Source organism: Ovoidimarina sediminis (genome assembly GCF_032586175.1).
Classification (GTDB): Bacteria; Pseudomonadota; Alphaproteobacteria; order Rhodobacterales; family Rhodobacteraceae; genus Ovoidimarina; species Ovoidimarina sediminis.
This window is the reverse complement of the sequence record NZ_JAWHTE010000002.1, coordinates 206,570-228,710: the sequence shown is the minus strand read 5'-3', so window position 1 is coordinate 228,710 and position 22,141 is coordinate 206,570. Positions and strand designations below refer to the sequence as shown.

The 22,141-nt window shown below is 63.7% G+C and carries 26 protein-coding genes; 9 read left to right on the top strand and 17 right to left on the bottom strand.

The window, feature by feature from the left end; all coding sequences use genetic code 11:
• Position 1: 1 nt before the first annotated feature.
• The 4 genes from dapE to dapD form a co-directional block, all read right to left on the bottom strand.
• Positions 2 to 1,174, bottom strand: coding sequence for a succinyl-diaminopimelate desuccinylase (gene dapE / locus RXV90_RS04070; protein ID WP_316647046.1), 1,173 nt, complete (start codon positions 1,172 to 1,174; stop codon positions 2 to 4).
• The gene (locus tag RXV90_RS04065) at positions 1,167 to 1,520 is read right to left on the bottom strand and encodes a hypothetical protein (protein WP_316647045.1); all 354 of its coding nucleotides are present in this window, start codon (positions 1,518 to 1,520) and stop codon (positions 1,167 to 1,169) included. Before RXV90_RS04065 ends, dapE begins: the two co-directional genes overlap by 8 nt.
• Positions 1,521 to 1,558: 38 nt before the next feature.
• Positions 1,559 to 2,035: a hypothetical protein gene (locus RXV90_RS04060; RefSeq protein WP_316647044.1), complete on the bottom strand. Its 477-nt coding sequence runs from the start codon at positions 2,033 to 2,035 to the stop codon at positions 1,559 to 1,561.
• A 423-nt stretch (positions 2,036 to 2,458) separates the two neighbouring features.
• Positions 2,459 to 3,286 (bottom strand): 2,3,4,5-tetrahydropyridine-2,6-dicarboxylate N-succinyltransferase, encoded by an 828-nt coding sequence (dapD, locus tag RXV90_RS04055; protein ID WP_316647043.1) that lies wholly within the window; start codon positions 3,284 to 3,286, stop codon positions 2,459 to 2,461.
• Between the two features lie 85 nt (positions 3,287 to 3,371).
• Between dapD and RXV90_RS04050 the strand changes: the two genes are divergently transcribed.
• Together RXV90_RS04050 and RXV90_RS04045 are read left to right on the top strand one after the other, a co-directional pair.
• Complete coding sequence (locus RXV90_RS04050; protein WP_316647042.1) at positions 3,372 to 4,220, top strand: LOG family protein; 849 nt, start codon at positions 3,372 to 3,374, stop codon at positions 4,218 to 4,220.
• Positions 4,220 to 4,468, top strand: coding sequence for a GlsB/YeaQ/YmgE family stress response membrane protein (locus tag RXV90_RS04045; RefSeq protein WP_316647041.1), 249 nt, complete (start codon positions 4,220 to 4,222; stop codon positions 4,466 to 4,468). The genes RXV90_RS04050 and RXV90_RS04045 overlap by 1 nt, the downstream gene beginning before the upstream one ends.
• On the opposite strand, the gene RXV90_RS25825 is transcribed toward RXV90_RS04045, so the two are convergent.
• The 5 genes from RXV90_RS25825 to hrcA form a co-directional block, all read right to left on the bottom strand.
• The gene (locus tag RXV90_RS25825; protein WP_410482341.1) at positions 4,385 to 4,696 is read right to left on the bottom strand and encodes a BrnA antitoxin family protein; all 312 of its coding nucleotides are present in this window, start codon (positions 4,694 to 4,696) and stop codon (positions 4,385 to 4,387) included. The genes RXV90_RS04045 and RXV90_RS25825 overlap by 84 nt on opposite strands.
• A 257-nt stretch (positions 4,697 to 4,953) precedes the next feature.
• Positions 4,954 to 6,132, bottom strand: a complete 1,179-nt coding sequence (gene rlmN, locus RXV90_RS04035) for a 23S rRNA (adenine(2503)-C(2))-methyltransferase RlmN (RefSeq protein WP_316647039.1) — start codon at positions 6,130 to 6,132, stop codon at positions 4,954 to 4,956.
• Positions 6,133 to 6,197: 65 nt separating this feature from the next.
• Positions 6,198 to 6,728, bottom strand: coding sequence for an invasion associated locus B family protein (locus RXV90_RS04030; RefSeq protein WP_316647038.1), 531 nt, complete (start codon positions 6,726 to 6,728; stop codon positions 6,198 to 6,200).
• Between the two features lie 142 nt (positions 6,729 to 6,870).
• Positions 6,871 to 7,440 (bottom strand): nucleotide exchange factor GrpE, encoded by a 570-nt coding sequence (gene grpE, locus RXV90_RS04025; RefSeq protein ID WP_316647036.1) that lies wholly within the window; start codon positions 7,438 to 7,440, stop codon positions 6,871 to 6,873.
• An 11-nt stretch (positions 7,441 to 7,451) separates the two neighbouring features.
• Positions 7,452 to 8,516: a heat-inducible transcriptional repressor HrcA gene (gene hrcA / locus RXV90_RS04020; protein WP_316647034.1), complete on the bottom strand. Its 1,065-nt coding sequence runs from the start codon at positions 8,514 to 8,516 to the stop codon at positions 7,452 to 7,454.
• Between the two features lie 118 nt (positions 8,517 to 8,634).
• Between hrcA and rph the strand changes: the two genes are divergently transcribed.
• From rph to hemW, 3 genes are read left to right on the top strand one after another with little or no spacing between them, the layout of a single operon-like run.
• Complete coding sequence (gene rph / locus RXV90_RS04015; RefSeq protein ID WP_316647033.1) at positions 8,635 to 9,348, top strand: ribonuclease PH; 714 nt, start codon at positions 8,635 to 8,637, stop codon at positions 9,346 to 9,348.
• Positions 9,345 to 9,950, top strand: a complete 606-nt coding sequence (gene rdgB, locus RXV90_RS04010) for an RdgB/HAM1 family non-canonical purine NTP pyrophosphatase (RefSeq protein ID WP_316647031.1) — start codon at positions 9,345 to 9,347, stop codon at positions 9,948 to 9,950. The genes rph and rdgB overlap by 4 nt, the downstream gene beginning before the upstream one ends.
• Positions 9,913 to 11,094 carry a radical SAM family heme chaperone HemW gene (gene hemW / locus RXV90_RS04005; RefSeq protein WP_410482338.1) on the top strand — a complete coding sequence of 394 codons (1,182 nt, stop codon included), beginning with the start codon at positions 9,913 to 9,915 and terminating at the stop codon, positions 11,092 to 11,094. Before rdgB ends, hemW begins: the two co-directional genes overlap by 38 nt.
• A gap of 4 nt (positions 11,095 to 11,098) precedes the next feature.
• Here the strand turns inward: hemW and RXV90_RS04000 are convergent, their stop codons facing one another.
• The 7 genes from RXV90_RS04000 to hemJ all read right to left on the bottom strand — a co-directional run bounded on the left by RXV90_RS04000 (position 11,099) and on the right by hemJ (position 18,454).
• Entirely contained in the window at positions 11,099 to 11,983 is an 885-nt protein-coding gene (locus RXV90_RS04000) for a ParB/RepB/Spo0J family partition protein (protein WP_316647029.1), read from the bottom strand.
• A 14-nt stretch (positions 11,984 to 11,997) separates the two neighbouring features.
• On the bottom strand, positions 11,998 to 12,807 hold the full coding sequence (locus RXV90_RS03995; RefSeq protein ID WP_316647028.1) for a ParA family protein: 810 nt from the start codon (positions 12,805 to 12,807) through the stop codon (positions 11,998 to 12,000).
• Complete coding sequence (rsmG, locus tag RXV90_RS03990) at positions 12,800 to 13,414, bottom strand: 16S rRNA (guanine(527)-N(7))-methyltransferase RsmG (RefSeq protein WP_316647027.1); 615 nt, start codon at positions 13,412 to 13,414, stop codon at positions 12,800 to 12,802. The genes RXV90_RS03995 and rsmG overlap by 8 nt, the downstream gene beginning before the upstream one ends.
• Positions 13,411 to 15,276, bottom strand: coding sequence for a tRNA uridine-5-carboxymethylaminomethyl(34) synthesis enzyme MnmG (gene mnmG / locus RXV90_RS03985; RefSeq protein WP_316647026.1), 1,866 nt, complete (start codon positions 15,274 to 15,276; stop codon positions 13,411 to 13,413). The genes rsmG and mnmG overlap by 4 nt, the downstream gene beginning before the upstream one ends.
• A 14-nt stretch (positions 15,277 to 15,290) precedes the next feature.
• Positions 15,291 to 16,580, bottom strand: a complete 1,290-nt coding sequence (gene mnmE / locus RXV90_RS03980) for a tRNA uridine-5-carboxymethylaminomethyl(34) synthesis GTPase MnmE (RefSeq protein ID WP_316647025.1) — start codon at positions 16,578 to 16,580, stop codon at positions 15,291 to 15,293.
• A gap of 30 nt (positions 16,581 to 16,610) precedes the next feature.
• Complete coding sequence (gene rho / locus RXV90_RS03975) at positions 16,611 to 17,882, bottom strand: transcription termination factor Rho (protein WP_316647024.1); 1,272 nt, start codon at positions 17,880 to 17,882, stop codon at positions 16,611 to 16,613.
• Positions 17,883 to 18,001: 119 nt separating this feature from the next.
• The gene (gene hemJ, locus RXV90_RS03970; protein ID WP_316647023.1) at positions 18,002 to 18,454 is read right to left on the bottom strand and encodes a protoporphyrinogen oxidase HemJ; all 453 of its coding nucleotides are present in this window, start codon (positions 18,452 to 18,454) and stop codon (positions 18,002 to 18,004) included.
• 388 nt (positions 18,455 to 18,842) lie between these two features.
• On the opposite strand from hemJ, the gene RXV90_RS03965 reads away from it, so the two are divergent.
• Genes RXV90_RS03965 through dnaQ form a run of 4 tightly spaced genes read left to right on the top strand, consistent with a single transcriptional unit; the run spans position 18,843 to position 21,556 of the window.
• Positions 18,843 to 19,442 (top strand): Maf family protein, encoded by a 600-nt coding sequence (locus RXV90_RS03965; protein WP_316647021.1) that lies wholly within the window; start codon positions 18,843 to 18,845, stop codon positions 19,440 to 19,442.
• Entirely contained in the window at positions 19,439 to 20,278 is an 840-nt protein-coding gene (locus tag RXV90_RS03960; protein WP_316647020.1) for a shikimate dehydrogenase, read from the top strand. The genes RXV90_RS03965 and RXV90_RS03960 overlap by 4 nt, the downstream gene beginning before the upstream one ends.
• Positions 20,275 to 20,883, top strand: a complete 609-nt coding sequence (gene coaE, locus RXV90_RS03955; protein WP_316647018.1) for a dephospho-CoA kinase — start codon at positions 20,275 to 20,277, stop codon at positions 20,881 to 20,883. The genes RXV90_RS03960 and coaE overlap by 4 nt, the downstream gene beginning before the upstream one ends.
• Positions 20,876 to 21,556, top strand: coding sequence for a DNA polymerase III subunit epsilon (gene dnaQ / locus RXV90_RS03950; protein WP_316647016.1), 681 nt, complete (start codon positions 20,876 to 20,878; stop codon positions 21,554 to 21,556). Before coaE ends, dnaQ begins: the two co-directional genes overlap by 8 nt.
• Before the next feature lie 4 nt (positions 21,557 to 21,560).
• Here dnaQ and secB read toward each other — a convergent pair whose 3' ends face one another.
• Positions 21,561 to 22,088, bottom strand: a complete 528-nt coding sequence (gene secB / locus RXV90_RS03945; RefSeq protein ID WP_316647015.1) for a protein-export chaperone SecB — start codon at positions 22,086 to 22,088, stop codon at positions 21,561 to 21,563.
• Between the last annotated feature and the right edge of the window lie 53 nt (positions 22,089 to 22,141).

Here is a 22,141-nt window from a genome sequence, read left to right as displayed (position 1 = left end):
CCTATCCCGCGAAATAGGCACCGAGGATCTCGGAATATACATCCTTGAGCTGGCGGATATGCGTCACCTCCACGTGCTCGTCCACCTTGTGCATCGTGGTGCCCACAAGGCCGAACTCCACAACCGGGCACAGCGCCTGGACGAAGCGGGCATCCGACGTGCCGCCGCTGGTCGAAAGCTCGGGGCGGCGGCCCGTCACCTTTTCCACGGCGTCCAGAACCATCTCCGACAGGGGCCCCGGCGGGGTGATGAAGCTTTCGCCGGATACCTTCGTGGTGAAGGTGATCTCGCATCCCGTGGCGCCCGAAACGTCCGCGGCAACGCCACCAAGCCACTCCGTCAGCGAGGCAGAGCTGTGAAGATCGTTGAACCGGATGTTGACAGTCGCACGCGCCTCCCCGGGAATGACGTTGTTCGCGGGGTTGCCGGTGTCGATGGTGGTGACGGCAAGCGTCGAGGCGTCGAAATGCTCCGATCCCTCGTCCAGCGTTTCCGAGGCAAGGCGATCGGCCAGCCGGGCGATGGCGTGAACGGGGTTCTTCGCACGGTGCGGATAGGCGGAATGGCCCTGCACCCCCGTCACCGTGAAATAGGCGGTCATCGACCCGCGCCGCCCGATCTTTATCATCTCGCCCATCTCGTTGGGGCAGGTCGGTTCGCCGACGAGGCACGCGCTCATCGTTTCACCCTCTCGGGCCATCCAGTCGAGGATCGCCGTCGTTCCATCGGTCGCGTCGCCCTCTTCATCGCCCGTGATCGTGATCACGATCGCGCCATCGAACGCCCCCGCGCCCACGAAATCCACCGCGGCGGCGGCGAAGGCCGCCACGCCCGATTTCATGTCCGCCGCCCCCCGACCGAACAGCTTCCCGTCCCGGATCACCGCGTCGAAGGGCGGATCGGCCCAATCCCCGGCCGCGCCGGTCGGCACCACGTCGGTATGGCCGTTGAACCCGAAACTGCGCGGGTGCCCCTTCGGGCCGTAGCGGGCGACAAGGTTCACGATCCCGTTCCGGTCGGCGCGGAAACACGTGAACCCGGCGCGCCCGAGGAAATCCTCCATCACCGCAAGGGCCCCCGCATCGTCTGGCGTCACCGACGGGCATTTCACCAGCGCCTGCGTCAGCGCGACCGGATCGGCCCCTGTCTCCCCGCCCTCTGCGCGATCAGTCATCCTTGGCCCCGGATTTGGTCTTGTCTTCGTAAAGCGGCTGCATCTCGGCGATCACAACGGCATCTTGCTCGACGGCACGGCGCATGAGTTCCGCCTCCTCCTCGGCGATCTCCTGCCCCGCCTCCTTGCGCTCCCGAAACGTCCCATAGGATGTGACTTCGAGCGGCGCGAGCCCGGCGTCCTTCAGGATCGCCACGGTTTCGCGCACAGCCTCGTCTTCCTTCCGCGCGGGGACATAGCAGAACAGCGCAGCGCCCGAGGCACCCTCGGGAAGGTCATCGCCCTTGCGCCGCCCGACTTCGACGAGAAGGGAAAACACGTGGTCGATATCCGAAGCGCCGCTCATGCTCTCGACCTGTCAGATCGGCCGGTGCGCCGCAAGCCTCAATCCCGGTCGGCGCGGGGGATCGGCGGCGGGCTCTCGCCCATCGCGTCGAACCACTGGCCGGGCAGCGGATCGAAGGCGGGGTTCGTTTCATAGATGTGGCGCAGCGCCATTCCTGTCAGGGGCTGTGGGCCGCCCTGCGTGGCAAAGAGGCTCCAAAGGGCATTCCCAAGCTCCGGATCCCCCAGAAGCACCGCGCCCGCCGCGCACCCCGGCGGCACGGCCTCGGGCGCCGCTTCGGCAAAGGCCCGTTCAACCGCGTCCCTGTCATGGCTCTGCCGCACCTCCGGCGATGGCGGATCGAACAGATCGACAAGGTTATCGCGATGCGCCTGGGCATAGCCGTTCATGATCGCCGCGCGCTGCCACGCCGGCATCAGGGTGTAATGGTCCTGGAACGCATCCCAGTACCAGAACAGGTTGTCCTCGATCAGCCCGTTCTGAAGCCGGTCGGCAAGAAGAATCGCGGTCGCCACCCGGAAGGCATCGAAATAGTCGTCCGGCAGGCTTGCGGCAAGAAGAAGCGATTGCGCCAGGCCGGGTTCGGACAGGCGAAACCCGCCCTCCCGGTCGAGCGCCCAGAACGCCGTTTACCCGTCTTCGGAATAGCCCGCCGTCAGCCTCAGGATCGTAGCTTGCGTGGCCGTCCGTGCGACGGCCCGCAAGTCACGCACTGCTTGCAATCGTCGAAACCCGACATGGGACACCGCACTCGTACACATGGCCACAGGATTGCCGGAACGGTGCGTCCGCAGGCGGGCGGTGGCTGGGCATATTGCACCGGGAACGGCAAACAGACTGTGCCGTTTTGCGGAACAGTTCGCCCGCAGAACGGGCCAGACGCCACATTTCCCCGGGGATCGGCGCCAAAATCGGGCAATCTTTAGCGGTTTAGGCGATCAGTCGCGCAGAAGCTCGTTGATTCCCGTCTTCGACCGCGTGCGCTCGTCCACCCGTTTCACGATCACCGCGCAATAAAGGTTGATCCCGTTGGTCGACGGCATCGAACCGGCGACGACCACCGAATAGGGCGGCACCTCGCCATACATCACCTCGCCGGTCGCGCGGTCGACGATCTTCGTCGACTGGCCGATGAACACCCCCATGCCGAGAACCGAGCCTTCGCGCACGATCACGCCTTCGACGACTTCCGATCGCGCGCCGATGAAACAGTTGTCCTCGATGATCGTCGGCCCCGCCTGCATCGGCTCCAGCACGCCGCCGATCCCGACGCCACCCGACAGGTGAACGTTCTTGCCGATCTGCGCGCAGGATCCCACGGTGGCCCAGGTATCCACCATCGTGCCGCTGTCGACATAGGCGCCGAGGTTCACGAAGGACGGCATCAGCACCACGCCCGGCGCGATATAGGCCGATTTGCGCACGACACAGTTCGGCACGGCCCGGAATCCGGCGGCGCGCCACTGGTTGTCGCCCCAGTCCTTCCACTTGCTGTCGACCTTGTCCCACCAGGCCCCGCCCTGGGCGCTGCCGGCCTGGCGCTCCATATCCTTAAGGCGGAAGCCCAGAAGAACCGCCTTCTTGGCCCACTGGTTGACATGCCAGGTGCCATCTTCCCCGCGCTCCGCAACCCGAAGCGTCCCGCCATCCAGCGCATTCAGCGTATCTTCGATGGCCTCTCGGGTCTCCCCGGTCGTCGCGGGCGTGATCTGATCGCGGGTTTCCCAGGCGGCCTCGATGGCGGCCTCCAGTGCGGCGTTTGACATGACACTCTCCGATTTCAAGCTGGCCCCGGTTTCCGGTGGCCTATAATCGGTTGAGGAAGACTGCGCAACGAGGAGCGACGGCAGCATGATGGATGACAGGAAGCGGGTGTTTCGCGACGCCCATGAGGACATCGAGTCCAGCCAGATCGCGCCGGAGACGGCGCAAACCCGGGCACCGGCCTACCGGCTGGCATTCAACGATCCCGATTTCCTCTGCCGCGATGATTTACGGCCCGTGCGCTTGCAACTCGAGCTTCTGAAGCCCGAAACTCTGCAATCCGAGGCTGGAATAGAGTCTACTATCGTGCTCTTCGGCGGGGCGCGCATCCCCGATCCCGTCAACGTCGACAGCGCGCGAACGAAGACGCTGGCGGATCTGTCGCGCTACTACACCGAGGCCCAGAAATTCGCCCGCGTCATGACGGCGCGCAGCATTTCATCGGGGCACCGTGAGAATGTCGTGGTCACCGGTGGCGGCCCGGGCGTGATGGAGGCGGGCAACCGCGGGGCGGCTGAGGCGGGCGGGGTGTCCATCGGCCTCAACATCGTTCTGCCGCACGAACAGGCGCCAAACGAATACGTCACGCCGGAACTCTGCTTCAATTTCCACTATTTCGGCATCCGCAAAATGCATTTCCTGATGCGCGCGCGCGCCGTCGCGGTCTTCCCTGGCGGCTTCGGCACGCTCGATGAGTTGTTCGAAACCCTGACGCTCGTCCAGACGGGGCGGATGGAACGCGTGCCGATCCTCCTCTTCGGGCGCGATTTCTGGACGCGGATCATCGATTGGGATGCCCTGTCCGACGCAGGCACGATTTCGCCGGAAGACCTTGAACTGTTTGCATTCGTCGAGACGGCGGACGAGGCTGTACACCGTATCGACAACTGGAAGGATGCCGGTGTGAAACGCACCGCGATCCCGGGGAGGCACTGATGGGACTGGGCTGGTTTGCATTTTTGATTGTCGGGCTGTTCGCGGGCTGGATCGCGGAAAAGCTGATGGATCGTGATCACGGGCTTCTGCGCAATCTCGTGGTCGGCGTCATCGGCGCCTATGTGGGGGCGTTTCTCTTCAATCTCGTGGGGATCGGCGGCGCCTCAACCTTCTGGGGCGCGCTGGTCGTGGCGGTGATCGGGGCCGTTGTCTTCCTCTGGGTGACGGGCAAACTCTTCGGCCGGTGACCCTGTGCCCTCCAGGTGATCGCGCAGCCACGCGTTGACACGCGATTGCCAGCCGCGCCCGGATTGGCGAAGCGCTTCCACGAGGTCGCGATCAAGCCGGATGCTGATCGCGATTTTCGTCGGGGCTTTCTGGGGGCCTCGCCCTTTCGCCTGCACCGCTTCGCCGTCATGGATGGGATACGGCGTTTCGAGTGATTGGGCAGGCACGGCATGCGGTCGTTCCGGCATGTCCCGATGCCGCGACCCGTCCACAAGCGCGGCAAGGCGCGCGCGGATATCACTGGTGTCGTCCGAAGCCATGCCATCAGCCCGATTTGCGGCGAACCCCCTTAAAACTAGGGATCAGAGGCTTTTTCGCAAGATATTTGTATATACATTTGTTAATCGTATATACATTCAATCGTTGTATATACAATTTAATCAGGCAGACAGTCGAACACCCCGGCGCTCAGGCCGGGGCCCCCTGGAATCAACCGATGGTGAACTTAAGGGCCGGTTTCCGCGGCGATCTCAGCCTTGCTCTTCCGGCCGCGTTCCGTCGCGGATTTCAGCTGGCCGCAGGCCGCCATGATATCCTCGCCCCGGGGCGTCCGGATCGGCGAGGCGTAACCGGCTTTGTAGACGATATCGGCAAAGGCCTCGATCCGCGGCCAGGGCGACCGGCGGTATGGCGCGCCGGGCCATTCGTTGAATGGGATAAGGTTGATCTTCGCCGGAATGCCCCGGATCAGGCTCACGAGACGCCGGGCATCCTCGTCGCTGTCATTCACCCCGTCCAGCATCACATATTCGAAGGTGATCCGCTCCGAATTCGAAAGCCGCGGATAGGCCCGCAGCGCATCAAGAAGCGTCTGGATGTTCCAGCGCCGGTTGATCGGAACAAGCCGGTCGCGGATCTCGTCGGTCGTCGCGTGAAACGACACGGCCAGAAGACAGCCGATTTCCTCCGCCGCGCGGGCGATTTCCGGCACGACGCCGCTTGTCGACAGCGTGATCCGGCGCCGCGACAGCGAAATCCCCTCGCCATCCATCGCGATCTGCATCGCGTCGCGCACCGCCTCGAAGTTGTAAAGCGGCTCGCCCATCCCCATCAGCACGATGTTCGACAGAAGCCGGGTTTCATTCTTGGGCGCCCGGCCCGGCTCTGGCCATTCGCCCAGGTCGTCGCGCGCCAGCATGATCTGGCCGACGATTTCACCCGCGGTGAGGTTCCGAACCAGCTTCTGCGTGCCCGTATGGCAGAACGAACAGGTCAGCGTGCACCCGACCTGGCTTGAAATGCAAAGCGTTCCGCGATCCGCCTCGGGAATATAGACGGTTTCAACCTCGTGCCCGCCTGCGATCCGCACCAGGTATTTCCGAGTGCCATCGGCGGAAAGCTCGCGCCGCACCACCTCGGGCACCTCGATCACGAAATGTGCGGCAAGTTCATCGCGATAGGCTTTCGACAGGTTCGTCATCGCCCCGAAATCGCGCACGCCCTTCTGATAGATCCACTGCCAGATCTGGCCGACCCGCATCTTGACCTGCTTTTCCGGCGTCCCGGCCTCGAGAAGCGCCGCCTTCAGGCCCTCGCGCGTCAGGCCGACAAGGTTTCGCAACCCCTCCGGCATCTTCCGGGGGATCGTCAGAACATCCTGTGTGATCGGCGCGCTGGCAGACATGAGACTCGAACCTTGAAGTGATCCGGGCTCATATAGGGCAATCGGGCCCGGTCGCCTAGTCTAGTCTACCCCGAACAGCGGGCCTCGGCCTCTTCCAGCGCTGCGGTGAACCCCAGAAGCGAAAAGGTGTCCTTCGTCACCGTCCCGCGCGATGACCGCGCGGTCAGCACCGCTTCGGATCCACGCTTCATCGACGTGGTGATCTTCGCATCGTCGCCCGTCGTCGCCGGCCAGGCCCATTCGCCCTCGGTGAAAAGCTCATAGGACGCATCGCCCACTTCAAGCGTCACGGTAGAGCCTTCCGCAAAAGGATAGCCGCCGGTGAAGGAAACCTCGCCCTCAACATTGTCGCCCGGCCGGTACGTCACGAAAAGAAGGATATCCCCGCGCCGCACGGCAACCACGCGGCCGTCGCGGGTGTTCACCGTTTCTTTCGGCGCCGAAACGCCCCAGCACTCCATCGGATCGGGCTCGACGAAAACCGACCAGTCGGTCTTGGCCGCCACCCTGTTGGAGCTTTCCTCCTGCGCAAATGCCGCGCCCCCTGTCAGGCCGGCCGCTATGCCAACGGTGCATAGGATCTTCGCAAACTGCATCTTGTCTCTGCCCTGTTCAGTTGCCGCGGGATCGGTTGGTCGGCATTCTCCTGGCCGCGCTTCGTCGATCCGTCCGCTTCGTTATAAACCGACGCCGGATGGCCCGAAACCCCTTACGAAAAACGGGGCGGAGCCATGCCGATCACGCCGGGGTGGAGCTGACGCCGACCTGCGCGGGCCGCAAAAGCCGTTCATGCAGGACAAAGCCGGTTGCCATCACCTGAATGATCTCTCCCGCCTTGGTTCCGGGCACCGGCGCCTCGAACATCGCCTGGTGCATCTGCGGGTCGAACGTATCGCCGATTTCGGGCTGAACAGTGTCTATTCCATGCTTCTTGAACACGTTCAGAAGCTCCCGCATCGTCAGCTCGACACCTTCGAGAAGCGCCTTGTTCGGCTCCTTCTCCTCGTCCCGCACGGCTTCCAGCGCCCGGTACAGGTTGTCGTAGACCGGCAGCATGTCACGCGCCAGCTTCGATCCGCCGTATTGCTCTGCCTCGCGCCGGTCGCGTTCCGAACGCTTGCGCATGTTCTCGGCATCGGCCAGCGCGCGCATGAACCGGTCGCGCATTTCATCAAGCTGGCCCTGAAGCATTTCAACTTCGTCGACAGCATCGTCGATATCGAGGGGCGTGCCCTCGCCATCCGCGGCCTCGGCCGCTTCGGCCTCCGTCGCGTCGTCCTGAATGTCCTGTTCCTGCGATTTCGCCATTCTGCGCCTCATTACTCCTTAGCAGAGAGCATCCGCCCGACGAGTTGTGCGGTGTAATCCACGATCGGCACGATTCGTCCATAGTTGAGCCGGGTGGGCCCAATCACGCCCACCGCCCCGACAATCTTTCGGTCAGCGTTCATATACGGAGACACGACCAAAGAGGAACCGGAAAGTGAGAAGAGTTTGTTCTCCGATCCGATGAAAATGCGTACGCCCTCGCCCTGTTCCGTCAGTTCAAGGAAGTTCGCGATATCCTTCTTGCGCTCCAGGTCGTCGAAAAGCTGGCGGATGCGCTCGAAATCCTGCTCCGTTTCCTGGCCTTCCAGAAGGTTGGCGCGGCCGCGCACGATCAGGCGTTCCGTGCCCTCGCCCTCGTTCTCCCAGACGGCAAGGCCGCTTTGCACCATGTCCTGCGCCAGCGCATCAAGCTCCTGACGCCGCGCGTCGATTTCCCTCGCGATGGTGGCGCGCACTTCCGAAAGCGTCCGGCCCTCCGCGAAAGCGTTGAAGAAATTCGCGGCCTCCCGCATCGATGCCGGCGTTTGCCCCGGCGGCGGCGTGAAAACGCGGTTCTCGACATGGCCGTCGGCGAACACCACGACGACAAGCGCCCTGTCCTGCGCCAGCGACACGAACTCAAGATGCCGAATCGGCGCTTCGTATTTCGGGGTCAGAACAAGGCTCGCACCCTGTGTCAGGCCCGAAAGCGCCGAACCCACCTGGTCGAGAAGCCCCTGAACATCCGCCGCCTTCGGGCCAAGCGTCGCCTCGATCTTGTGACGCTCCTCTTCGGACAGCTCGGTAACCTCGAGAAGCCCGTCAACGAACATCCGAAGCCCCTTTTCGGTGGGCACCCGCCCTGCCGAAATATGCGGGCTGTCCAGCAGGCCCAGAAACTCCAGGTCCTGCATCACGTTTCGCACGGTCGCGGCGCTTACCTTTTCCGACATGGTTCGCGTCAGCGTCCGGCTGCCCACTGGATCGCCGGACAGAAGATAGCCTTCCACCACCCGCCGAAACACCTCGCGGCTGCGGTCGTTAAGCTCGTCCAGAATGTCCGCGTTGCGCGCCATCTCATCCCACGTTGAGGCCATCCACGAGTTAAATGCGGCTGACGGGAATTTCAATCAGGCTTGCATCGACCATCGCGCACCCGCTATCTGACCGCACCCCCTTAGGATGGAGAGAGTGATGCGGCCTTCCGGACGGCAAATAGATGAAATGCGCCCCGTTTCGATCGAAACGGATGTGACGCGCCACGCGGAAGGCAGTTGTCTGATCAGGTGCGGCGACACCCATGTTCTGTGCACCGCCAGCGTCGACGAACGCGTGCCCCCGTTTCTGAAGAACAGCGGATTGGGCTGGGTAACGGCGGAATACGGGATGCTGCCCCGATCCACCCATTCGCGCATGCGCCGCGAAGCGAAGGCCGGCCAGTCCGGTCGCACGCAAGAGATTCAACGGCTTATCGGCCGCTCGCTGCGCGCCGGGATCGATCGCGTGGCCCTTGGCGAACGCCAGATCACCGTCGATTGCGATGTTATCCAGGCTGACGGCGGCACGCGCTGCGCCTCGATCACCGGCGGGTGGGTCGCACTGCGGCTTGCGGTCAACAAGCTGATGAAGGCAGGCGATGTCCTGTCCGATCCCATGATCGATCATGTCGCCGCGGTTTCCTGCGGGATCTATGCGGGCCAGCCTCTCCTTGATCTCGACTATCCCGAAGACAGCGAGGCGGGCGTTGACGGAAACTTCGTGATCACGGGCACGGGCCAGCTGGTCGAGGTTCAGATGTCCGCCGAAGGCGGCACCTTCAGCACCGATCAGATGACGGCGCTTCTCGATCTCGCCCGCAGGGGCACCGACAGCCTCGTGGCAAGCCAGAAGGCGGCGACCGGCGCATGAGGCTCGACGGCCAGACGCTCGTGATCGCGTCCCACAACGCGGGCAAGGTGCGCGAAATCGCGGCGCTGCTGGAACCGCGCGGGGTGATGGTCACGTCGGCGGGCGATCTGAACCTCGCGGTTCCCGAAGAAACCGAAACCACTTTCGCGGGCAACGCGCGCATCAAGGCCCATGCGGCCGCCCGCGCTTCGGGCATGCCCGCGCTTTCCGATGACAGTGGCCTCGAAGTGGCGGTGCTGGATGGCGCGCCCGGCGTCTACACCGCCGACTGGGCGGAAACGCCCGAGGGCCGTGATTTCTACATGGCGATGGAGAGGGTCTGGACGGAACTTCAGAACACCGGGGCGGCGGCACCCTTCACCGCGCGCTTCGTCTGCACGCTCTGCCTTGCCTGGCCCGATGGAACGGATGCGGTGTTCGAAGGCAGCGTGGAAGGCCGCATCACCTGGCCCCCGCGGGGAACGAACGGCTTCGGTTTCGATCCCGTCTTCATCCCCGAAGGCCACGACATCACCTTCGGCGAGATGGAGCCCGCGGCAAAACACGCCATGTCTCACCGCGCCGATGCCTTCGCCAAGCTCGTGCAAGGCACCTTTGGCTGATCAACCCCCTCCGTCCTTCGGCATTTACGTGCATTGGCCGTTTTGCGCGGCCAAATGCCCCTATTGCGACTTCAACAGCCACGTTTCGGCCGGAATAGACCATGACGCATGGCGCGCCGCCTATCGTGCCGAAATCGCCCGCCTCGCAACGGAACTCCCAGATCGCGTCGTCTCCACGATCTTTTTCGGCGGTGGCACGCCCAGCCTGATGGAGCCCGCGACGGTCGCACAGGTGATCGACGATATCCGCGCGGGCTGGCGCACCACGAACGATCTTGAAATCACGCTCGAGGCGAACCCGACCTCGGTGGAAAAGGCCCGCTTTCAAGATCTCAGGGCCGCGGGCGTCAACCGCGTCTCGCTCGGCCTTCAGGCGCTCGATGACGACGATCTGAAACGCCTCGGCCGGCTTCATTCTGTGGACGAGGGCCTTGCTGCGCTCGACACCGCGCTCACCGTCTTCGGTCGGGCAAGCTTCGATCTGATCTATGCCCGGCAGGATCAGTCCCCGGAAACCTGGGAACGGGAACTCCGCCGGGCGCTGAGCTTCGGCACGTCCCACCTCTCCCTCTATCAACTGACGATCGAACCGGGCACAGCCTTCGGTGCACGCCATGCGGCGGGGGGCCTGTCGGGCCTGCCGGATCAGGATCGCGCGGCGGATATGTTCGACATCACCCAAAGCCTGACGGAAACGGCGGGGCTTCCGGCCTATGAAACCTCGAACCACGCGCGCCCGGGCGAGGAATCCCGGCACAACATGATCTACTGGACGGGCGGCGATTATGCCGGCATCGGCCCCGGCGCCCACGGCCGCCTGACCATCGGGGGGCAACGGTTCGCCACCGAGACGCGCCGCGCGCCGGGGGCCTGGCTAGAGGATGTAAGGTCCGGGTCAGGCGAAACGCCGCGCGCGCTTCTGTCGAAGGAAGAAGAGATTCTCGAAGCTTTCGTCATGGGGCTCAGGCTGCGAGACGGAATTTCCGCTGATCGGCTTCAATCCTATCCGATTGAGGCAGAAATTTATAAGAAGATCAATAAATTAGCTGAAGACGGCTGGCTTGAAAGGGATCAAACCGCCCTCAGGCTCACACCGAAGGGGCGGCCGCTCCTCGACGCCATCCTGCGAGAGATCTTCGCCTGAGTGGTCACTCTCCCTGCGCCGTCAGCCTGCGGCAAAGCTCATCAAGATCATCGAGCGTCTTGTAACGGATCGTGATCCGCCCTGCCTCTTCTCCTGGCGTATGATCGATCGATACGCCCATCGACAGCGCCGCCGACAGATCGCTTTCCAGCGCCCGCGTATCGGCATCTTTCTGGGGCGCCGCCGGCTTGGGCGCGCTGGCCTTCGGCTTCTTCGCCAGCCGCTCCGCTTCCCGCACCGAAAGCCCCTTGCGCACGATCAGGCCGGCGAGCCCAAGCGGATCCTCCGCCGTGATCAGCGCCCGGGCATGGCCCGCCGTCAGCTTCCCGTCCTGCACCAGCGTCTGAATCTCCATCGGCAGATCCAGAAGCCGCATGGTATTCGCGATATGGCTCCGGCTCTTCCCCAGCGCCTCGGCAAGCCGCTCCTGCGTATGCCCGAACCGCTCCATCAACTGGCGATACCCCGCCGCCTCTTCCATCGCGTTCAGATCGGCCCGCTGGATATTCTCGATGATCGCGATCTCGAGAACTTCGGTATCATCGAACTCGCGGATGATCGCCGGCACGGCATGCACCTGCGCCATCTGCGCCGCGCGCCAGCGCCGTTCCCCCGCCACGATCTGGAACCGCCCCTCATCCGCCGGATCGCGGCGCAGGATCAGGGGCTGGATGATCCCCTTCTCCCGGATCGACGACGCCAGTTCCTCAAGCGCACCGGGCTGAAAGATGCGCCGCGGCTGATCGGGGTTGGGAGAGATCTGATCGACCGGCACGACGATATCCGCGCTGCGCGCCGGCTCTTCGCCCGCCGGGGGCGTCGGGGCGACATCCGCCATAAGGGCCGACAGTCCGCGCTTCAGTGCCTTGCGTTCTCTTTTCTCGGCCATTGTGTCGCCCCACATTATCTGGTGGTTTCAGTATGCCTTCCCACGATTTCTTGAGCAAGCGCTCGATAAGCCTCCGCGCCCTTCGACCGGCTGTCATACTGCAGCACCGGGATCGCGTAAGACGGCGCCTCGCTCAGCCGCACGTTTCGCGGCACGATCGTATCGAACACCATCTCTCCCAGCGTCTCGCGCGCATCCTCTTCCACCATCTGGCTCAGGTTGTTGCGGCCATCGAACATGGTCAGAACGATGCCCTCTATCCGCAGGTTCGGGTTGGCGGAATCGCGCACCTGCCGCACCGTCAGCATAAGCTGCGACAACCCTTCGAGCGCGAAGAACTCGCTTTGAAGCGGCACAAGCACCGAATGCGATGCAACCAGCGCATTGACGGTCAGAAGGCTGAGCGACGGCGGGCAATCGATCAGCACATAGTCGAAAGCGAACTGGTCCATATCCGGCTGGCGCAGCGCATCATACAGAAGGAAGGAACGCTTCTCGTTCGCCACAAGCTCGATATCGGCCGAACTCAGATCCGTGGTCGACGGCGCAATCCAGAGGTTCGCCGTCGTCGTCTCGTGGATCACATCGCTCAGCTCCGCCTCGTCGAGGATCAGGTCATATGTCGTATACCGACGCTCCGCCACGGTCAGGCCAAGCCCGGTCGACGCATTCCCCTGGGGATCAAGATCGATCAGCAGAACGCGGTGCCCCTGCTCGGCCAGCGCCGCACCCAGGTTGATCGCCGTCGTTGTTTTCCCCACCCCGCCTTTCTGATTGGCCACCGCGATGATTCTGGGGCCCGGTGGCCGGCTTGGATCAGACACGCGCGAACTCCATGATGCGAAGGATGGATCCGTCCTCACTGCTGAGGCTGGGATGTGTTTCGCAATGAAACCTGTGCGTTTCAAGTGCCTTCGAAACATCCGACGCGCTTTGCGCGCCGCGGGGGAAGAGGGCAACGCATTCCGGCGATCCGTGGCGCAGCGCATGGTCGAGAAGCGTCTCAAGCGCGGCGAGCGCCCGGGCGCTCACCACATCCGCCCCTTGCGGCTCAACATCCTCGATCCGCGCGGTGATCACCCGCGCATTGGCCCCGACCTCGCGGATCACCGTATTCAGAAATACCGATTTCCGCCGGTCGCTTTCGATCAGCGTCATCCGCACTTCGGGCCGCAGGATCGACACCACGAGGCCCGGAAACCCGCCCCCCGAACCCAGATCCACCCATTCAAGCGGCCCTTCGGGCGCAAGCCGCGAAAGTTGCGCGGAATCCAGAAAGTGCCGCTCCCACGCATCGCCCAGCGTCGTTTTCGATACGAGGTTGATCTTGGGCGACCACTTCTGAAGCTGCGCCTCATAGGCATCGAGCCGCGCGAGTGTTTCACGTGAAACATCGAAGGTCTCGGCCAGGCGATTCCGCGCGCCGGTCACGCCGACTGTCGCTCCTGCTTGCGGATCGCCGCCAGGATCAGCGTCAGCGCCGCCGGGGTGATCCCCTCGATCCGCGAAGCTTGCGCCAGCGTCTCGGGTCGCGCTGCTTCCAGCTTCGAAACCATCTCGTTCGACAGTCCGCCGAGCGCGCGATAGCTCAGATCTGCCGGAATGCGCCGCTGCTCGTCGCGCTGCAGAGCCTCTACATCTCGTGTTTGCCGCGCGATGTAATGCGCATATGTCGCGTCGCGCTTCACCTGCTCCGCGATTTCCGCGTCGATCTCCTCCATCTCCGGATCGATCCCGCGCAGCAATTCCACATCGACATCGGGAAACGCCAGCAGTTCCAGCGCCGACCGCCGCCCACCATCTGACGCGATATTCACCCCTGCGGCGCGCAACGCCCCGGGCGTGAAGTGCCGGCCGGCCAGCGCATCCGTTGCCGCGGCGATGTCCGCCGCTTTTTCTTCAAACGCCGCCTTCCGCCCCTCAGACACGCAGCCAAGCGCTATTCCCATCGGCGTCAGCCGCTGATCCGCATTATCCGCCCGAAGCGAAAGCCGGAATTCCGCGCGCGATGTGAACATGCGGTAGGGCTCCGTCACCCCCCGCGTGATCAGATCATCTACCAGCACCCCGATGTAGGAACTGCGCCGCGTGAACACCGCTTTCTCCCACCCGGCCACGGCCAGGGCAGCGTTCAGGCCCGCAACAAGCCCCTGCGCCGCAGCCTCTTCATATCCCGTGGTTCCGTTGATCTGCCCCGCCAGGTACAGGCCCGGCACATCCCGCATCTCCAGGGTTTCGGTCAGGGCGCGCGGATCGACATAGTCGTACTCGATCGCATAACCGGGCTGCAGGATCTCCGCGCGCTCAAGCCCCACGATGGATCGCACATAGGCCTCCTGCACATCCGCGGGAAGCGAAGTGGAAATGCCGTTCGGATACACCGTATCGGTTTCAAGCCCTTCGGGTTCAAGAAAGATCTGGTGCGAGGTCTTGTCCGCAAACCGCGTAATCTTGTCCTCGATCGACGGGCAATAGCGCGGGCCCACCCCGTCGATCTTGCCCCCATACATCGCGGACGACCCAAGGTTCTCGCGAATGATATCGTGCGTCCGCTCATTCGTATGCGTGATCGCGCAGGCCACCTGGCGCAGGGGCGGCGTGCGGTTCAGGAACGAAAACAGCACCGGGTCATCATCCCCCGGCTGCGGTTCCAGGCGATCCCAATCGATCGTCTTGCCGTTCAACCGCGGCGGCGTGCCCGTCTTCAAGCGGCCCATCGGCAGGCCGAACCCGTAAAGCCGCTCGGCCAGCGCGATCGAGGGCGCCTCGCCCACGCGGCCCCCGGCACGGGTTTCATGCCCGATGTGGATCACCCCGTTCAGGAAGGTACCCGTCGTCAGAACCACCGCCGGGGCCGAAATCTCGGCCCCATCGGCCAGCCGCACCCCCGTCACCCGTTCGCCCACCATCACCAGATCGGCAACCTCGCCCTCGATGATCTCGAGGCCCGTCATCGCCGCGATCTCCGCCAGCATGGCAGACCGGTACACCGCGCGGTCCGATTGCGCGCGCGGGCCCTGCACCGCCGGCCCCTTCTTCCGGTTCAGAAGGCGAAACTGAATCCCGGCAGCATCCGCCACCCGGCCCATCACCCCGTCCAGCGCATCGATCTCGCGCACGAGGTGGCCCTTGCCCAGCCCCCCGATCGCCGGGTTGCAGGACATCACGCCAATCCCGTCACGGCGCAGCGTCACCAGCGCAACACGCGCAGCGGCGCGCGCGGCCGCATGGGCCGCCTCGGCCCCCGCGTGGCCGCCACCCACCACGATCACATCGAATGCCGGATGTTTCACGTGAAACACTCCACCTATTTGCCGAGACAGAAACTCGCGAAGATCTCGTCCAGAACCCGCTCCACATCCACCCGCCCGATCAGCGCATCCAGCGCGTGAAGCGCGCGGTACAGGTGCTCCGCCGCAAGTTCGGCGCGCGCGGGGCCAGACTCAACCTCCAGAATCGCCGCGCTTACATAGGCCACCGCCTCTTCGATTGCCAGCCGCTGGCGCTGGCGAATGGCCGTGCCCGATTGCGCCACCCGGTCCGACAGCGTGCGCCCCAGCGCCTCCACCAGCTGATCCACCCCCGCGCCGGTCTTCCCGGAAACCGATGGCTCCGGCATGCCCGGCAGATCTCCCTTGCCGTGAAGCACGATGTCGCCCTCCCGCGGCGCAAGCGGCGGCGCCGGCTCCTCGGGATCAAGCAGGATCACACGAATATCGCTCGCCTCCGAACGCGAAACCGTGCGGTCGATCCCCAGCCGCTCGATCTGGTCCTCCGTCGGGCGCAGGCCCGCCGTGTCAAGAAGCGTGACAGGGATCCCCATAAGATCCATCCGCACCTCGATCACATCGCGCGTCGTCCCCGCGATGTCCGAGGTGATCGCCGCCTCCCGCCCCGCCAGGCAGTTCAGAAGCGTCGATTTGCCGACATTCGGGCGCCCGACAAGCGCAACCTCGAACCCCTCGCGCACACGTTCCGAAATCGCTGCCCCGCGCACCTCGGCCTCAAGCGCGGCGCGAAGCTCCTCAAGCGGGCCCAGCGCCTCGCGAAACGTCTCCTCCGGCAGCTCCTCGTCCGAGAAATCAATCGTTGCCTCGATCAGCGCCAGCGCCCGGATAATCAGCGCGCGCCACCGCTCCGCCGCCGCCGAAAGCCCGCCATCCAGAAGCTTCAGAGATTGCCGCCGCTGCGCCTCCGTCTCCGCCTCGATAAGATCCGCCAGGCCCTCCACCTGGGTCAGATCCAGCCGCTCGTTTTCCAGCGCCCGGCGCGTGAATTCCCCGGGCTCCGCCAGCCGCAGCCCCGGCAGCGTCCCAAGCTCCCGCAGGATGGCCGAGGTGATCGCCACCGATCCGTGCACCTGGAACTCGACCGTCTCTTCGCCGGTAAAGCTCTGGCCTTCCGCGAACCCGATCACCACCCCGGTATCCAGATGCACACCCGCGGCATCCGTCAGCCGCCGCAGCGCCGTTGTCCGATGGGGCGCCGCCGCGCCGGTCAGATGCCGCGCGGCATCCTGCGCCCCGGGGCCCGAGATGCGAATAACCGCAACCCCCGCCCGGCCCTGCGCCGACGCCAGTGCAAAAATCGTGTCCACGTATTTAACCTATTGTTATTAAACAATAAGTCAGGTGTTCATCGAATCGAAGAACTCTGAGTTGGTCTTGGTCTGCTTCAACTTCGACAGCAGGAATTCGATCGCATCCGTCGTCCCCATCGGGTTCAGGATCCGGCGCAGCACGAAGGTCTTCTGCAAGTCCACCTTGTCGACCAGCAGATCCTCCTTCCGCGTACCGGATTTCAGGATGTCGATCGCCGGGAACACCCGCTTGTCCGCAACCTTCCGGTCCAGCACGATTTCCGAGTTACCGGTGCCCTTGAATTCTTCGAAGATAACTTCGTCCATCCGGCTGCCGGTGTCGATCAGTGCGGTTGCGATGATCGTCAGGCTTCCGCCTTCCTCGATATTCCGCGCGGCGCCGAAGAACCTCTTCGGGCGCTGCAGCGCATTCGCATCCACACCACCGGTCAGCACCTTGCCCGACGACGGCACCACCGTGTTGAACGCGCGCCCCAGGCGCGTGATGGAATCAAGCAGAATCACGACATCCCGCTTGTGCTCCACAAGCCGCTTCGCCTTCTCGATCACCATTTCCGAAACAGCCACGTGCCGCGTCGCCGGTTCGTCGAAGGTCGATGAAATCACCTCCCCCTTCACCGAACGCTGCATGTCCGTCACTTCCTCGGGCCGTTCGTCGATCAGAAGAACGATCAGGTAGCATTCCGGATGGTTCGCCTCGATCGAATGCGCGATGTTCTGAAGAAGCACCGTCTTGCCTGTCCGCGGCGGCGCCACGATCAGGCACCGCTGGCCCTTCCCGATCGGCGACACAAGATCGATGATCCGGGCCGACCGATCCTTGATCGTCGGATCCTCGATTTCCATCTTCAGCCGCTCGTCAGGATAAAGCGGGGTCAGGTTGTCGAAGGCAACCTTGTGACGCGCGCGTTCCGGATCCTCGAAGTTGATGCTTTCAACGTTGGTCAGCGCGAAATAGCGTTCGTTCTCTCCCGGCGCCCGGATCTCCCCTTCCACCGAATCCCCGGACCGAAGCGAATACTGCCGGATCATGTCAGGCGACACATAGATGTCGTCGGGCCCCGGAAGGTAGTTCGCCTCGGGCGAGCGGAGGAACCCGAACCCGTCCTGCAGAACCTCAAGCACGCCTTCGCCGCCGATGATCCAGTCCTCGTCCGCGCGCTCCTTCAGGATCGAGAACATCATCTCGCCCTTGCGCATGGTCGAGGCGTTCTCGATCTCAAGCTCTTCGGCGAGGGTAAGAAGATCCTTCGGGCTCTGGGATTTGAGCTCGGACAGATTCAGACGGTCAGTGGTCATGGGAAAGAAATCCTGAGCGCGGCAACGCGAGGGCCGCAAGCTTCACAAAACGGGATGGTCCACACCCGGACGGGTGTGAGGGCCTAGATAGGTAAGCGCCTTCCTTGAGTCAACCAAACTCAGAACGGCCGCGCGATCACCGAGAAAACGATGACGAGAAGCAACAGCGTCGGCACCTCGTTCATGATCCGGTAATGCCGCCCATCACGATCGTTCCGGCCCTCGGCAAAGGCACGGCGCCGCGCGGCGCACCACATGTGAAACCAGGTCATGCCCAGGATCGCGGCAAGCTTCGTCCAGGGCCAAACCGTCGACCAGTCGACAATCCCCGGCGTCAGAACAAGAAGAAGGCCGAACCCCCAGCTTGCGATCATCGACGGGTTCATGATCGCCCTGAGCAGACGTCGTTCCATCGTCTTGAACATGTCGTCCGTCTTCGATCCAAGCTCGACCTGTTCGGTGTGATAGACGAACAGCCTCGGCAGATAGAACAGCCCCGCCATCCACGCGATCACAGAGATCACATGAAACGACTTCACCCACGGGTAGAGATCTGCAAGCATCCCGGCCATGTCCCGTGTCATCTCCAAAAATAAATAAATATGAAAGAGAAAAGATTTGGTTCTTTATAGGGACCGTGGATAACGGGGATAACTTCTTCATCCACAGAAGGGTCCACAAGCGTTTGGCGCTCATGGCTTTTCGTTTGCGGTTTCCGTCAGGGAATACATCAATAATTAACTAACGTTTACAGAATGTTAACTTTCATCCTAAGCGATGGCGTAACCCTTGCAGACTTCTCCTGATCTGTTCACCGCACCGCCCTTCCGCATTTTCCACATGGGATGAACCGACGGTTAACCCGGGATGAAGTCGCGAAAATCGCGCGCGGCGCCTGGGCATGGCGTTTCGTCCCGATCCGGCGCTATGAATCCCACGCGTTGTCCACAGGGTTTCACCATGGTTCATCCCCTGATCCTTGCCTCGGGATCCGAAATTCGCCGCGAGATGCTGGAGCGGAACGGCGTGGCTTGCGAGGTTCATCCGGCCCGCATCGACGAGGAAACCGTCAAGGCCGCGCTTCTCGCGGATGGTCACAAGGCCCGCGATGTGGCCGATGCGCTCGCGGAATTGAAAGCCGCCCGCATCGCCGCGCGCTTTCCCGACCGGCTGGTGCTTGGCGCCGATCAGGTTCTCGAATGCGACGGGCGCCTGTTCTCGAAAGCCGAAAACCGCGATGCAGCCCAGGCCCAGCTTGAAGAGCTCAGCGGGAAAACGCACCTCCTCCATTCGGCCGCCGTCATCTTCGAAGAGGCCCGGCCCGTCTGGCGCCAGGTCAGTTCGGTGCGCATGACAATGCGTGCGCTTTCCCCCGACCGGATCACCTCCTATCTCGAAACCGCCTGGCCCCGCGTCGCCTCCAGCGTCGGCTGTTACCAGATCGAAAACGACGGGGCACAGCTTTTCGCGCAGATCCACGGATCGCACTTCGCAATCCTCGGGCTTCCCCTGCTGGAGGTTTTGTCCTACCTCACCCTGCGGGGGGAGACAGGGACATGACCAACAACAGAATACCCTTGGCAGGCGTGATCGGGTCGCCGGTATCGCATTCCCTCTCGCCGCGCCTTCACACCTACTGGCTTCGGCGCCATGCCATCGCGGGATATTACATCCCGATGGATATCGCGCAGGAAGATCTGCCGACCGCGCTGAAAACCCTTCCCATGCTCGGCTTCGTTGGCATCAACGTCACGATCCCCCACAAGGTCGCGGTTCTGTCCTTGGCCGATACCGTTACCGATCGCGCCTCCCTCATCGGTGCGGCGAACACGCTCACATGGCAGAAGGACGGCCGCCTTTTCGCTGACAATACGGACGGGCAGGGGTTCATGGATAGCCTGCGGGCAGGCGCCCCCGACTGGACGCCCGACATGGGCCCCGCGGCGGTGATCGGCGCCGGCGGTGCGGCGCGGGCCGTTCTTTCCGCCCTGATCGCGGCGAATGTCCCGTCGATCCGCCTGACGAACCGCACCCGCACGCGGGCCGAGGCGCTCCGCGCTGAATTCGGCAACCGGATCGAGGTGTTCGACTGGGTGCAGGCCGGCAACGCGCTTGACGGCGCGGCCCTCATCGTGAACACCACCTCGCTCGGGATGACAGGCAAGCCCGAGCTTCGCATTCCCCTCGACGGGCTCTCGCCCGGCTCGGTAGTGCTCGATCTCGTCTATTCGCCCCTCGAAACCCGGCTTCTGAATGAAGCGCGCGAGGCGGGCTGCATCGCGGTCGACGGTCTCGGAATGCTGCTCCACCAGGGCGCGCCGGGATTCGAACGCTGGTTCGGGGTGCGCCCCACGGTCGACGAGGAAACCCGCAAGGTCGTTCTGCGCCAGACATGAACGCGCGCGCCACACCGTTTCGCCTCGGCCTCACCGGTTCCATCGGGATGGGAAAGACGACGACGGCCGCGATGTTCGCGGATCTCGGAATAGATGTCTGGGATGCCGATGCCGCCGTGCACCGCCTTTATGCTGAAGGCGGGCCGGCCGGGCCGCTGATCGCCCCGCTCTGCCCGGCCGCGGTGGATGCGGCGGGCCGGGTGGATCGTCAGGTGCTGTCCGCCTGGATCATGGAAGACACGGCCAACCTCGCCCGGCTCGAGGCCATCGTGCACCCGCTCGTCGCCGCAGACCGCGCCCGGTTCATCGCGGAAGCAACCTCCGACATCGTCCTGCTCGACATCCCGCTTCTCTATGAAACGGGGCTCGTACACACGGTCGACGCCGTCGCCGTCGTCTCCGTCCCGGCGGAAGTTCAGCGCGCCCGCGTCCTCGAGCGCCCGGGCATGACGACGCAGAAATTCGACGCAATCCTCGCCCGCCAGATGCCGAACGCGGAAAAGGCCGCGCGCGCGGATTACGTGATCGAAACCTCTACCCTTGAAGGCGCCCGCCGAACCGTCGAGGATATCGTCAAAGCGATACGGGCAGAACTCCATGCGTGAAATTGTTCTCGATACGGAAACAACCGGTTTCGATCCGGAAACAGGCGACCGGATTGTCGAGATCGGGGCGGTCGAACTGCGCGGCCACATCGCAACGGGCCGAACCTATCACCAGTACATCAACCCGGAACGCTCCATGCCTGAAGAGGCGTTCGCGGTTCACGGGCTGGGCGACGAATTTCTGGCCGACAAACCCGTCTTCCGCGACATCGCGCAGGCGTTTCTCGATTTCGTGGAAGACGCGCCGCTCGTGATCCACAACGCCACCTTCGACATGAAATTCCTGAATGCCGAACTTTCGTGGCTGAACCTGCCGCGCATCCCAGATGATCGCGCCATCGATACGCTCGCAATCGCCCGCCGCCGCTTTCCCGGAAGCCCGGCCTCGCTCGATGCCCTCTGCCGCCGGTTCGGGATCGACAACTCGTCCCGAACGCTGCACGGCGCGCTGCTCGACAGTGAAATCCTGGCCGAGGTCTATCTTGAACTGATCGGCGGGCGGCAGCCGGATTTCGCGCTGTCCTCCAGCGGCCCGGCCGCGTCCTCCGCCGGCACCGAAACGGTCTGGCGTCCGCGCCCGCGGCCCAACCCGCTTCCCTCCCGCCTGACCGAGGCGGAAGCAGCCGCCCATGCCGCTTTCGTGGCGCAGATGGGCGACAAATCGCTCTGGTAAGGCTTTAGGCCTCGCCGTTCCCGCCGTCGGCCGCCGCGCCCTCTTCGGCCTTCTGCTGTGCCTGCCGCTGCAAAAGCGTCTGGCGATACAGCTGCACGAAATCGATGTTGTCGATGTTCAGCTGCGGGAAACCCCCGTCGCGCGTCACGTCGCTGACGATCCGGCGCGCATAGGGGAACAGCATCCGCGGGCATTCGATCATGAGGAACGGATGCAATTGTTCTTCCGGGAGATTTTCGATCGAGAAGATCCCGGCATATTCCAGCTCGCACACGTACAGCGGCGATTTGTCGGCGGTGTTGCGCGAGGTCACGTTGTACTTCGTGATCACCTCGTACTGGTTCGGAACCGGCCGCTTCTTGGCGTCAAGCGCGACCTGAACCTGCACATCCGGGGTCACTTCGCCCTGAACGCCCTTCTGCGCCACGACATTCTCGAATGACATGTCGCGAATATACTGGGCGAGGATCTGCATCTTCAGCGGCGCCTGTGCGCCTCCCGGCGCTGCGTTGCCGTTCGTACCGTCGGTCATGGATGGCTCCCAATCGAAAATCTGTTGCCCGCGCACTTAGCAGAGCGGCGGAA